A 12038-nucleotide genomic window follows, 5' to 3' on the forward strand; every position below is an offset into this window, starting at 1 on the left:
GCCCTCCGACCACCGGGAGCTGACACATGACCGCGAAGCAGACCGTCACCGACGTCCTGATCGTCGGCGCCGGACCGACCGGCCTGCTGCTGGCCGGCGACCTCGCCGCCGCCGGCCTCGCCGTCACCCTCCTGGAGAAGCGCGGCGCCGAGTCCAACCTCACCCGGGCCTTCGCCGTGCACGCCCGCACGCTCGAAATGCTCGACGCCCGCGGCCTCGCCGACGACCTCATCGCCACCGGCCGGCCGCTCACCTCGCTGAAGATGTTCAACCGCTTCGGCGTCGAGCTCGGCAACCTGCCGACCCGCTTCCCGTTCGTCCTGATCACCCCGCAGTACAACGTCGAACGGCTGCTGCACGAGCGCGCGGTCGGGGCCGGCGCGACGATCGTGCGCGGCAGCGAGGTCACCGGCCTGCGGCAGGACGCCGAGGGCGTCACGCTGGAGACCGCCGACGGCACCACCCACCGCGCCCGCTACGCGGTCGGCACCGACGGCGTCCGCTCCACCGTCCGCGAGCTGCTCGGCGTCCCGTACCCCGGCGAGTCCGTGGTCGACTCCGTCCTGCTCGCCGACGTCCGGCTGGAGCGCGAGCCCGAGAACACCATCACCGTCGGCGCCGGCAGCGCGGGCTTCGCCTTCCTCGCCCCCTTCGGCGACGGCTACCACCGCGTCATCGCCTGGGACCGCACCGAGCGCGTCCCGGACGGCACCACCCCCTCGCTGGAGCGGATCGCCGCCATCACCGAGGCCGCCATCGGCGAGGACTTCGGCATGCACGAGGCCCGCTGGGCCTCCACCTTCCACAGCGACGAGCGCCAGGTGCCCAACTACCGCTCCGGCCGGGTCTTCCTGGCCGGCGACGCCGCGCACTGCCACTCGCCGGCCGGCGGCCAGGGCATGAACACCGGCCTCCAGGACGCCGCCAACCTCTCCTGGAAGCTCGCCGCCGTGCTGCGCGGCCACGCCACCGACGCGCTGCTCGACAGCTACCAGACCGAGCGCCACCCGGTCGGGAAGATGGTCCTGCGCACCTCCGGCGCCCTGATCCGGCTCGCCCTCGCCGAGTCCGCGCCCACCCGCGCCCTGCGCGGCGCGCTCACCGCGCTCGGCGGCCACCTCGACCCGGTCACCGAGCGCGGCGCCCGGCTGGTCTCCGGGATCGACATCGCCTACCCCGCCCCGAAGGACGCCCACCCGCTGGTCGGCAAGCGCGTCCCCGACCTGCGGCTGACCGCGATCGAGAAGCCCCGCGACGACGAGCCCGCCGCACCCGAGCGGCTCTACGAGGCGCTGCGCGCCGGGAAGTTCGTCCTGGTCAGCAACGACGTCCAGAGCGCCGCCACCCCCTGGGCCGGCCGGCTCGTCACCACCGCCCCCGCCGACCCGCACGGCAAGCTGCGCGACACCGTCCTGCTGATCCGCCCCGACGGCTACGCCGCCTGGGCCGCCGTCGACCCGGGCCACCGCGACGTCACCGAGGCCCTCACCGCCCACCTCGGCGCCCCGACGACGAACTGAGGACCCTTCGTTCTCCCGCGCCCCGTACGGGGCGCGGGAGAACGCCGCGCTAGCCCTTCGCCTTCACGTAGTGCCGGGCCGCCTTCGCCCGGTTCCCGCACACGGCCATCCGGCACCACCGCCGCCGCCCGTTCTGCGACGCGTCGAAGAAGTGCAGGATGCAGGCGTCGTGCGCACACTGCCGCACCCGGTGCGCCCCCTGCGCGACCAGCCCGAGGAAGTCGTCCACCGCGAGCCAGGCCGCCAGCCACTGCGGCTCGTCGACCTCGATCCGGTCCTCCGCGCCGCCCGCGCCGGCCGTCCGCCGGATCCGTCCGTGGGCGAGCACCTCGTCCAGCCCGGCCCGCGCGGCCCCGCCCAACTCCCCGTTCTCACTGAGCGACCGCACCGCGGCCCCGAGCACCTCACGGGCCCTGAGCACCGCGGCCAGCCCGGCGGCGTCGGCCTCGCAGCGCTCGCCCAGCCCGGCGGAGGAGAGCCAGATCCCGTACCCGTCGGGCTCGCCGAGCAGGTCGTTGAGGGGGGTGCCGGCCCAGCGCGTGTTGAGCAGGTCGAGCGCCAGCGGCTCGCCGATCAGCGGGCGGGGGTCCCTCGGGTCCGCCTTCACGTCAGTCATCGTTCTCCCTCGGCTCCACGCGATTCTACGGCCGTCTCGGAAGCCCCAACTGGTGTGGACCACCGCCGAATTTCCGATCATTCACTGTATGAAACACCTGCCGTTCCGGCGTTCCACACTTGACTGTTTTTTAGCAACGAATTGCCTGACCATGAGCCAATCCCCGGAGTTGTTCTGTCATGTTCTAGCCAGCGTTCTACCCCAGAGCGTCAAGTGCCCCTTGCCGGACCCCACATCCGGCCAGAGGAGGATCCGTTGCGCCCCCGCACCCTCGCCCTCGCGGCCGCCATAGCCGTGCTGCCGCTGACCGCCGTCTCGCTCGGCGTCACGACCGCGCAGGCCGCGTCCACCCCCCACGCCGCTCCCCGCATCGAGCTGCCGAACACCGTGAACCCCGCGGTGGCCCACTCGGAGAAGAAGGGCGACGTGCCCGCCGAGCAGCAGATCTCGGTCGCCGTCAGCCTGAAGCTCCGCAACGCCGACGAGCTGGAGCGCTTCCTCGCGGCGGTCACCACCCCGGGCACCCCGGAGTACGGCCACTACCTGACGCCGGAGCAGTTCAACCAGCGGTTCGGCCCGACCCAGGCCGCCGTCGACCAGGTCAAGGCCTACCTCGCCGGCCAGGGCCTGACGGTCACCGAGGTGAGCGCCAACCGCCAGGTCGTCAGCGCCCGCGGTACCAACGACCAGGTCTCGCAGGCCTTCGGCACCCACGAGAGCTCCTACGTCGACCCGCAGCTGCAGCGCGCGTTCTACGCGAACGACGCGGCCGCCTCCGTCCCGGCCGACCTCGCCGACGTCGTCCAGGGCGTGCACGGCCTGGACAACCACGCGGTCCGCAAGAACCGCCTGGCGACCCCGCACGCCGTCACCCCGAACGCGGCCTCGGCCACCCCGAACGGCGTGGGCCCGGCCCAGTACGACGGCGCCTACAACCTGGACAAGACCGGCGCCGACGGCACCGGCGTCACCGTCGCCCTCTGGGAGTTCGACGGCTACACGTCCTCGGACCTGACCACCTACGACAGCCAGTACGGCCTCTCCGGCCCGGCCGTCTCCACGGTCTCGGTCGACGGCGCCAACTACGACTCCGCCCCCGGCCAGGGCCAGGGCGAGGTCGAGCTGGACAGCGAGATCGTCCGCGGTGCCGCCCCCAAGGCGACCCAGCTGATCTACGAGGCCCCGAACTCGGACCAGGGCGAGATCGACATGGCCAACAAGATCGTGGCCGACAACAAGGCCTCGGTCATCTCGATCTCCTGGGGCTCCTGCGAGCCGGACACCACGGCCGCCTCGATGACCGCCGTCGACAACGCCTTCAAGCAGGCCGCCGCGCAGGGCATCTCGATCTTCTCCGCCTCCGGCGACGACGGCTCGCGCGACTGCACCCGCTCGACCAGCGGCTCGACCGTCAAGGCCGTCGACTTCCCGGCCTCCAGCCCGCACCAGACCGGTGTCGGCGGCACCAACCTCAAGGTCTCCGGCAACGCCTACTCCTCGGAGAGCGCCTGGAGCACCGCCGGCGGCGGCGTGTCCACCGTCTTCAGCAAGCCGACCTGGCAGACCGGCACCGGCGTCAACGGCACCATGCGCACCGTCCCGGACGTCGCCTCCAACGCCGACCCGGCGAGCGGCTTCGCGATCTACACCGCCGGCGCCTGGCAGGTCTACGGCGGCACCAGCGCGGCCGCCCCGCTGTGGTCCGGCTACGCCGCCCAGTTCAACCAGAAGGCCAAGGCGGCCGGGCAGTCCGCCCTCGGTGAGGCCAGCCCGCGCCTGTACGCCGTCGCCAACAGCAGCAGCTACGGCAGCACGTTCCACGACGTGAAGACCGGCTCGAACCAGGACTTCCCGGCCAAGACCGGCTACGACCAGGTCACCGGCTGGGGCTCCCCGGTCGCGGACGCCCTGACCACCGCCCTGCTCGGCGGCGGCGGCACCCCGACCCCGCCCCCGACCGGCGGCTGCACCGCGGCCCAGCTGATCGGCAACGGCGGCTTCGAGTCCGGCACCGCGGCCCCGTGGACGACGTCGAGCGGCGTGGTCGACAACAGCAGCTCGCAGCCGGCCCACGGCGGCAGCTGGAAGGCCTGGCTGGACGGCTACGGCAGCTCGCACACCGACACCCTGTCGCAGACCGTCTCGATCCCGGCCGGCTGCACGTCCGCGTCGCTGACGTTCTGGCTGCACATCGACACCGCCGAGAGCGGCAGCACCGCGTACGACACGCTGACCCTGCAGGCGAACTCGACCACGCTGAAGACCTGGTCCAACGTGGACGCGGCCGCCGGCTACGTGCAGCGCACCGTCGACCTGACCTCCTTCGCCGGCCAGACCGTGACCCTCAAGTTCACCGGCACCGAGGACGGCTCGAACCAGACCAGCTTCGTGATCGACGACGTCGCCCTGAACGTCGGCTGATCACCTTCTGGTAACCGAGACCCCGCCGGGGCGGCGCCGTCAGGGCCCGCCCCGGCGGTGTGTTATACGTCACCACCTGGGACGATGCGTGTTTCCGCAATGTTTCAAGATCGCTAACCCTGCGGTTCACCTCCCGTGACCACTGTCATACGCACGACGGATGACGTAGCCTCTCGACCGTGCATAGGGTTCCCCAAAGCTCGGTGAAGCCGCTGGCGGCGCGCCCCGGCGCCGACCCGGTCCCGCCGAACTCACCTGGTGGGGAGGGTTACCGCATGGCCGCACAGCAGCCCCAGGACGCCGCGCGACTCCGGCTGGTCGAAGAGCGCCCGGAGCGCACCGGCCCGCCCGTACTCGCGCCCGCGCCGGTACCGGCGGCCCTGCCGCCCGCCGGATCGCCGGCCGCCGGCCGGCCCGCCACCGCGGGTGGCTTCGCGGACACCCTGCACCTGGCGATCGAGGCCAGCGGCCTCAGCCTGGACCGGATCCGGGCGGCGCTCACCCAACGCGGCGTCAGGGTCAGCGTCACGACGCTGAGTTACTGGCGGCGCGGCCGCAGCCAGCCCGAGCGGGCCAGCTCGCTGCGCGCCGTCCACCTGCTGGAGGAACTGCTCGGCCTGCCGCACAGCTCGCTGTCCTCGCTGCTCGGCCCGCCGCGCCCGCGCGGCCGCTGGGCCGCCGCCGCCAACACCTGCCACCTCGGGCTGGAGGACGTCTGGCCCGGCGAGCAGGAGATCGCCGACATCTTCGCCGAGCTGGACGCCCCGCCGGCCGGCGAGCTGGAGCGGCTGAGCATCCACGACTCGTACTACGTCGACGCCCATCGCCGCGGCAACCTGCTGCGGATGCGCCAGGTGGTCCGCGCCACCGTCGCCGGCGTCGGCCGCTGCCTGGTCGTGCACAAGGCCGACGAGGAGGCCACCGGCTGCCCCGAGATCACCTCGGTCCGGCACGGCCGGCTCGGCCGCGTCCGCCGCCGCCCGGAGGCCGGGCTGACCGTCGGCGAGATCATGCTGGACCGCCCGCTCGGCCTGGGCGACAGCACGGTCTTCGAGTACGAGGTGGAGATCCCGCCCGGCGGCCCGACGCTGGAGTACAGCCGCCGCTTCGCGACCCAGGTGCGCGAGTACGTGCTCCAGGTCCACTTCGACCCCGCGGCCGTCCCGGTGCACTGCGAGCGGTACGACCGCGACCCGGGCGAGGACGTCGACAGCCGCCGCGAGCAGCTGTGGATCGGCGCCTCCGCGAGCGCCCACGTGCTCTCCCCGGACCAGCAGCCGGGCCACATCGGCATCCGGTGGGAGTGGGAGTAGCCGCCGCGCGGCTCCCCACTCCCGTTCCCCCCTTCCCGCTCAGTCGCGCCCTCGCGCCCTCGCGCCCTCACACCGCCGCGCCCTCATGCCGCCACCACCTAACCCCTGCATGCCCTGATACTGGTTGACGCTCCATCACCTAACCACTAACTTCATGAGTACCGGTTAGGCACGAGCCCCTCCGGACCACCCAGCCACGGGAGCGTCCAGGCATGTCCAGCCCCGCCCTGATCCACACCCTGAAGACGGGCCACGTCGGCCTCAACGTCACCGACCTGGAGCGCTCGATCGCGTTCTACCGCGCCGTCCTCGGCGTCCAGGTGACGCACGAGGGCACCGACGCCGAGCGCCGCTACGCCCTGATGGGCCGCGACGGCCGCCTGGTGGTCACCCTCTGGCAGCAGAGCACCGGCACCTTCGCCACCGCCTCCCCCGGCCTGCACCACCTGTCCTTCGAGGTCGAGAGCCTCGACGAGGTCCGCGCCACCGAGCACCGACTGCGCGAGCTCGGCGCCGAGTTCGCGTACGACGGGGTCGTGCCGCACGGCGAGGGCTCGGACTCCGGCGGCATCTTCTTCACCGACCCCGACGGCATCCGGCTGGAGATCTACGCCCGCACCGGAGTCGCCGCGACGGGCGCCGCAGCGCCCACGGCGGACGCCCCGACCTGCGGCTTCTTCTAGGCCGGAGGCCGCCGTGACCACCCCCGTCACGCCCTACCACCCCGGCGAGCTCGCCGCCCAGGCGCTGGCCGGCGTGCGGGAGCGCGCCGACCACGCCGGCCGGGCGATCCGCGGCACCATCCCGCCGGTCGCCGCCCGCTTCCTCACCGAGCGCCGGACGCTCGTGGTCGGCGCCGCCGACCCGGACGGCCGGGTCTGGGCCACCCAGCTCGCCGGTGCCCCGGGCTTCCTCCAGGCCGGCGACGAGCGGACCATGACGGTCGCCGCGCGCCCCGCCGGGGACGACCCGCTGGCCGCCGCCCTGGCCGGCCCCGCCCGGGTCGGCACCATCGCCCTCGACCCGGCCGGACGGCGCCGGATGCGGCTCAACGGCCGCTCGGTGCCGGACCGCCGGGACGGCCTGGTGATCACCGCCGACCAGGTCGTCTCCAACTGCCCGAAGTACATCCAGCGCCGCACCCCGCTCGACCGCCCGTCCGCCGGCGCCCCGCGCGCCGTGTCCGCCGGGCCGGCGCTCTCCACCGCTCAGCGGCTGACCGCCGCCACCACCGACACGTTCTTTGTCGCCACCGTCGGCCCGGACGGCAGCGTGGACGCGTCCCACCGGGGCGGCTTCCCCGGCTTCCTGCGGGCCGCGGCCCCCGACCGGCTGGTCTGGCCGGAGTACCAGGGCAACAGCATGTTCATGACGCTCGGGAACCTGGAGCTCGACCCGCGGGCCGGCCTCCTCCTGCCCGACTGGGAGACCGGCGGCGCCCTGCTCGTCACCGGCGAGGCCCGCACCGACTGGTCCCCCGGGGCCCGCGCGGGCGTGCCCGGCGCCCAGCGGATGGTCGAACTGGCCGTCACCGGCGTCGTCGAACTCGCCGACGCCACCCCGCTGGCCTGGACCGACCCCGAGTACTCCCCGGCCAACCCGCACCCCGCCGACCGAGCCGCCGACTGACCCCGCCGACCGGCCGAGCCGCCGTCAGCTCCGGTGCCGGCACTACCGTCTCCCCTCCACCCCCGCCACGCCCAGGCCGCCGAACGGCCGTCACCCGCGCGGCCCAGCCCGCCGCGCCGCGGCCCGCCCGCTTTGGGACCTTGGTCCCGGTACCACGCGGAACCGGCCCGGGAAGGTCAGTCCTGCCACACCGTCAGACCGACCAGGAAGAGGTGGACCATGACCGGCGCCGACCCGTCCCCGCTGCTGGAGTTCGTCGAGGTCGAACCCGGCGACGACTGCATATGCGGGGGCTGCAACGCCCGCCGCCGCGCCCGGCTGCACGCCGCACCAGTGCACGAGGGCGGGCACGCCGCGGCCCGCAGCGTCCGCCGCCGGGCGGCGGTCCTGGTGGCCGCCGTCGGCACCGCGATGGGCGGCGGCGCGGCCGCGGCGACGGCGGCGGTCGCCGCCCCCGCGCCCAACCCGGGCGGCGGCAGCAGCGCCACCCCGCAGAACCCGCAGGGCGAGGTCAGCAGCCTCTACGGCGAGGACGACGGCGGCACCGACACCACCCCGCGCACCTCCGCCCAGCCGGTGACGAGGGCCCGGATCATCCAGCGCGCGCAGAGCTGGGTCGACCAGCGGGTGCCGTACGGCATGGGCCGCTACTGGTCGGACGGCTACCGGCAGGACTGCTCCGGCTTCGTCTCGATGGCCTGGGGCCTGGACGGCAGCCAGACCACCTGGACCCTGCCGAACTTCGCCGAGCGGATCGGCAAGGCCGACCTCCAGCCCGGCGACGTCCTGATCTACAACAACCCGGCCAACCCGCAGGCCGGTTCGCACGCGACGATCTTCGGCGGCTGGACCGACTCCACCCGCACCCGCTACGTCGCCTACGAGCAGACCGCCCCCGGCACGACGAAGCGCAGCACGCCGTACGCGTACTGGAACAACCCCGGCTCGTACGTCCCGTACCGCTACACCGGCCTCTCCGGCGGCAGCAACGACGGCACCCCCTCGACGGCCTTCCCCGGCGCCGACAAGTTCGGCCCCGGCGCGAACAACGCGTACGTCACCGAGCTCGGCCGGATGCTCGTGCAGCGCGGTGGCACCCGGTTCTACTCCGAGGGCCCGGGCCCGCAGTGGGGCGAGGCCGACCGCAAGGCCACCGAGGCCTTCCAGCTCGCCCAGGGCTGGCGCGGCGGCGAGGCCGACGGCATCCCGGGCAAGGACACCTGGGACTACCTGGTCAACGGCAAGGGCCGGAACATCGACGCCGGCGCCCCACTGCCACCCCCGCCCCCGCCCGCGAGCGGCGCACCCGCGTACCCGGGCGCCGACCGGTTCGGGCCCGGCGCGAACAACGACTCCGTCCGTCAGCTCGGCGAGCAGCTCGTCCGCAAGGGCTTCGGCGCCGCCTACACCATCGGCCCCGGCCCGCAGTGGGGCGAGGGCGACCGCGCCAACGTCCAGTCCTTCCAGCAGGCCCAGGGCTGGAGCGGCACCGACGCCGACGGCTACCCGGGCCCGGAGACGTGGCGGCGGCTGTTCTCCTGACGCCCCGGCGCCCGCCCGCTCAGCCGCGGCCGGGCGGGCGCCCCGACATCCAGTGGAAGAGCCCCATCGCGACGCTCGTCGCGAGGTTGAAGCTGGACACCCCCGGCTGCATCGGCACCGCGACCAGGTGGTCCGCACGCGCCTTGAGCTCCGCCGAGACGCCGTGCCGCTCGGTGCCGAACGCCAGCAGCGCGTCGTCCGGGAACGCCAGCGTGCGGATGTCCGCGCCCTCGGGGTCCAGCACGTAGAGCGGCCCGGCGGGCAGCTCCGGCAGGGCCAGCCGCTCGACCGCGGTCGCGAAGTGCAGGCCCGCGCTGCCGCGCACGACGGTCGGGTGCCAGGGGTCGAGGTCGCCGGTGGTGACGACCCCGGTGGCGCCGAAGCCCGCCGCGAGCCGGATCACCGCGCCGACGTTGCCCAGGTTGCGCGGGTTCTCCAGCAGCACGACCGGCGCGCGGCGGGGCCGGTGCCCGAGCGCGGCCCGGTTCGCCCCGGCGGACGGCCGCACCGCCAGCGCGATCACCCCGGTCGGGTGCAGCCGGGGCGCCAGCGTCCGCAGCGCGGTCTCCGGCACCTCCACCGCGAGCCCGGCCAACGCCGGCCCGACGTCCTCGGCCAGCTCGGCGGCGAGCGCCAGCAGCGCGGCCCGGTCCGCGGTCAGCACCTGCCGGACCTCCCCGCCGAAGCGCAGCGCGTGCTTCAGCGGGTGGAACCCGTCCAGCAGGACCGTCCCCGGCTCCCGCTCCACCGCCCGCCAGCCGCGCACCACGTCGTCCACGTTGTCCACGCCGTTCATGCCGTTCATGGCGTTCATGCTTCCACCCCGCCGTCCGCGGGCTCACCGCCACCCGCGTCCACCCCCCGAACGTCCTCCCGCCCCCGCAAAGCCCGCTCCAGCTCCTTCAACGCCTGCATCAGCAACCGCACCCCTGCCCACAGCACATCCCGCTGCACCCCCTCCGGCACCTCCGCCAGCCGCTTCTCCAACTGCGCCTGCGCCCCCCGCACCGCCCCGAAGTCCACCGGCCGCCCGGTCAGCAGCGCCCCCGCCGCGAGCGCCGTCCCGAGCCGCAGCTCCTCGGCGAACCCGGCCGCCCCCGGCACCGGCTCGGCGTCGCCGGCCGGCAGGTGGGCCTCCAGCAGGACGGCCGCCCGCCCGAGGCGTCCGACCGCGGCCCTGGCCCGGTCGATCCGGCGCCGGCTCACCCCGGGCAGTCCGGACGCGTGCCGTCCCGGTTCGGCGTCGGCCCGTTCCATCGCCTGGAGCAGTTCGGAGCGCGCTTCCCGGGAGTCCAGCAGCGCCGTCCGCACGTCCCGTCCGCGCGGCGCCGCCGGGTCCTCGTAGCCGTCGATCACCGCCGCCGCGTACCGCCCGGCGGCGGCCAGCCACTCGGCGAGCCGCTCGCCGAGCCGGGCGGTCTGCCAGGTCGGGAAGAGCGCGTACGTGACGAGCGCGACGGATCCGCCGAGCAGGGTCAGCCCGACCCGTTCGAAGGCGGTCGTCAGCGGGTCGCCCGGCTGCAGTCCGAGCAGGAAGACGACGTACGACGAGATGCCGACGGTCATCAGCGCGTACCCGGTCCGCAGCGTCAGGTAGGCCCCGCCGATGCAGAGCACCGCCAGCGCCGCGAGCACCCACTCGCCCGGGTGCGCCAGCTGGACCATGAGGGTCGAGACGGCGACCCCGACGACCGTCCCGGCGAGCCGGGCGACGCCCCGGCTGTAGGTCTGGGCGAAGTCGGGCCGCATGACCATCGCGGCGGTCATCGGCGCCCAGTGGCCGTGCTCGAACCCGGCGGCCCGCGCCAGCAGGTACGCGGCCGTGACGACCCCGGTGAGCCGGACGGCGTGCTGGAAGACCGCCGATCGCGGCCGGACCTGCCGCCGCACCGCCCGCAGCGCGGCGGGCAGCATCCGGAACAGCGGCGGCTTGTGCAGGGCGCCGCCGGCCCCGACGACGGGCACCGTGACGGTGTCCACGTCGCCGCGGTCCAGCGTGTCGGCGGCCTTGCGCAGCAGCCCGCCGAGCCGCCGGGCCGAGCGCTTGGCCGCACCCCGCAGCCGCCCGTCCGCCTCGGGTGCGGCCAGCGGGACGGGTGCGGCGAGCGCGTAGACGGGCGCGGTGCGGGAGAGGCGGACGGGATCACCGGTCCTGATGGCCCGGGCGAGGGCGTCCATGGCCTCGGCGGACGCGGCGAGGACCTCCCGGGCGCGGTCGCGCTGCGGCCCTTCCGCCGGCGCGCCGACCTTGGGGTCGGCGAGCGCGGCGAGGGTGGGGCGGATGCGTTCGGCGATGCCGCGCAGGCCGCGCAGTTCGGGCGGCCGGTGGCGGTCCTGCCAGGGGGTGAGGGCGGCGGCGTGCCGGGCGGTCATGAACGGCGCGGGGTCGATGTGCGCGGTCGGGTCCTGCCGCAACCGCCGTGCGTAGTCGCCCAGTTCGGCGTAGGTGTCGGCGAGTGCCGCCCGCTGGGCGGTCCAACTGCCGATCGGCCACAGGGTGATGACGGCGGCCTGGACGACGCCGCCGAGGGCCGCGACGAGTCCGTGGCCGAGCGCGGCGAGCACGCCGACCGGGAGCTGGACGACGATCAGCATCACCGAGACGGTGTTGGCCGCGACCACCCCGGCGGTCGGCCCGATCGCCCAGGCGAGTCCGGCGGCGAAGGCCCACACCGCGAGCAGCGCCGGGAACAGCCCGAAGACGCCGACGGCCAGGTACCCGAGGAAGGTGCTGGTGCCGAGCCCGATCCCGGCGGCGACGGCGAGGCTGGCCCGGGGCCGGAAGCTGCGCTGGAAGGTGGCCGTCCCGGCGATGAACGCGCCCATCGCGGCCGAGGTCGCGAGCGAGGGCCCGCCGAGCGCGAGGGTCGGGAACAGCACGAGCCCCACGGCGACGGCCCCGCGCGCCGCCCGTTTGGGGTCGGTCAGCGCCCGGTCGAGGGTGAGTCCGGTCCGCGCGGTGTCACGTAGCGCGGCGAACCAGGACATAGCGCCATC

At 74.7% G+C, this 12038-nt stretch carries 9 protein-coding genes; 6 read left to right on the top strand and 3 right to left on the bottom strand.

Annotation, left to right across the window (positions count from 1 at the left end; genetic code table 11):
• The first annotated feature begins 26 nt into the window (after positions 1 to 26).
• Positions 27 to 1520, top strand: coding sequence for an FAD-dependent monooxygenase (locus ACFVSN_RS15360; protein ID WP_387955408.1), 1494 nt, complete (start codon positions 27 to 29; stop codon positions 1518 to 1520).
• Positions 1521 to 1569: 49 nt separating this feature from the next.
• Here ACFVSN_RS15360 and ACFVSN_RS15365 read toward each other — a convergent pair whose 3' ends face one another.
• On the bottom strand, positions 1570 to 2136 hold the full coding sequence (locus tag ACFVSN_RS15365) for a CGNR zinc finger domain-containing protein (RefSeq protein ID WP_387955410.1): 567 nt from the start codon (positions 2134 to 2136) through the stop codon (positions 1570 to 1572).
• 255 nt (positions 2137 to 2391) lie between these two features.
• Here ACFVSN_RS15365 and ACFVSN_RS15370 point away from each other — a divergent pair, with 255 nt between their 5' ends.
• From ACFVSN_RS15370 to ACFVSN_RS15390, 5 genes are all read left to right on the top strand, one after another.
• Complete coding sequence (locus ACFVSN_RS15370) at positions 2392 to 4557, top strand: protease pro-enzyme activation domain-containing protein (RefSeq protein WP_380497466.1); 2166 nt, start codon at positions 2392 to 2394, stop codon at positions 4555 to 4557.
• A 275-nt stretch (positions 4558 to 4832) separates the two neighbouring features.
• On the top strand, positions 4833 to 5870 hold the full coding sequence (locus ACFVSN_RS15375; RefSeq protein ID WP_380439703.1) for a hypothetical protein: 1038 nt from the start codon (positions 4833 to 4835) through the stop codon (positions 5868 to 5870).
• Positions 5871 to 6082: 212 nt separating this feature from the next.
• Positions 6083 to 6553 carry a VOC family protein gene (locus ACFVSN_RS15380; protein ID WP_387595477.1) on the top strand — a complete coding sequence of 157 codons (471 nt, stop codon included), beginning with the start codon at positions 6083 to 6085 and terminating at the stop codon, positions 6551 to 6553.
• Between the two features lie 13 nt (positions 6554 to 6566).
• A complete protein-coding gene (locus tag ACFVSN_RS15385) occupies positions 6567 to 7499 on the top strand; it encodes a pyridoxamine 5'-phosphate oxidase family protein (RefSeq protein ID WP_387955412.1) in 933 nt (310 codons plus the stop codon).
• A gap of 219 nt (positions 7500 to 7718) precedes the next feature.
• Positions 7719 to 9041 carry a peptidoglycan-binding protein gene (locus ACFVSN_RS15390; protein ID WP_387955414.1) on the top strand — a complete coding sequence of 441 codons (1323 nt, stop codon included), beginning with the start codon at positions 7719 to 7721 and terminating at the stop codon, positions 9039 to 9041.
• Between the two features lie 19 nt (positions 9042 to 9060).
• Here ACFVSN_RS15390 and ACFVSN_RS15395 read toward each other — a convergent pair whose 3' ends face one another.
• Both ACFVSN_RS15395 and ACFVSN_RS15400 read right to left on the bottom strand, forming a co-directional pair.
• Complete coding sequence (locus ACFVSN_RS15395; protein WP_387955416.1) at positions 9061 to 9855, bottom strand: TrmH family RNA methyltransferase; 795 nt, start codon at positions 9853 to 9855, stop codon at positions 9061 to 9063.
• Complete coding sequence (locus ACFVSN_RS15400) at positions 9852 to 12029, bottom strand: FUSC family protein (RefSeq protein WP_387955418.1); 2178 nt, start codon at positions 12027 to 12029, stop codon at positions 9852 to 9854. The genes ACFVSN_RS15395 and ACFVSN_RS15400 overlap by 4 nt, the downstream gene beginning before the upstream one ends.
• Positions 12030 to 12038: the final 9 nt, after the last annotated feature.

The sequence above is a fragment of the Kitasatospora sp. NPDC057904 genome, from assembly GCF_042887925.1.
Lineage (GTDB): Bacteria > Actinomycetota > Actinomycetes > Streptomycetales > Streptomycetaceae > Kitasatospora.

Coding starts and splice junctions, on each gene's coding strand:
- ACFVSN_RS15375 (WP_380439703.1), top strand. CDS start 4,833: ATGGCCGCACAGCAGCCCCAGGACGCCGCGCGACTCCGGCTGGTCGAA.
- ACFVSN_RS15395 (WP_387955416.1), bottom strand. CDS start 9,855: ATGAACGCCATGAACGGCATGAACGGCGTGGACAACGTGGACGACGTG.
- ACFVSN_RS15400 (WP_387955418.1), bottom strand. CDS start 12,029: ATGTCCTGGTTCGCCGCGCTACGTGACACCGCGCGGACCGGACTCACC.
- ACFVSN_RS15365 (WP_387955410.1), bottom strand. CDS start 2,136: ATGACTGACGTGAAGGCGGACCCGAGGGACCCCCGCCCGCTGATCGGC.
- ACFVSN_RS15360 (WP_387955408.1), top strand. CDS start 27: ATGACCGCGAAGCAGACCGTCACCGACGTCCTGATCGTCGGCGCCGGA.
- ACFVSN_RS15380 (WP_387595477.1), top strand. CDS start 6,083: ATGTCCAGCCCCGCCCTGATCCACACCCTGAAGACGGGCCACGTCGGC.
- ACFVSN_RS15390 (WP_387955414.1), top strand. CDS start 7,719: ATGACCGGCGCCGACCCGTCCCCGCTGCTGGAGTTCGTCGAGGTCGAA.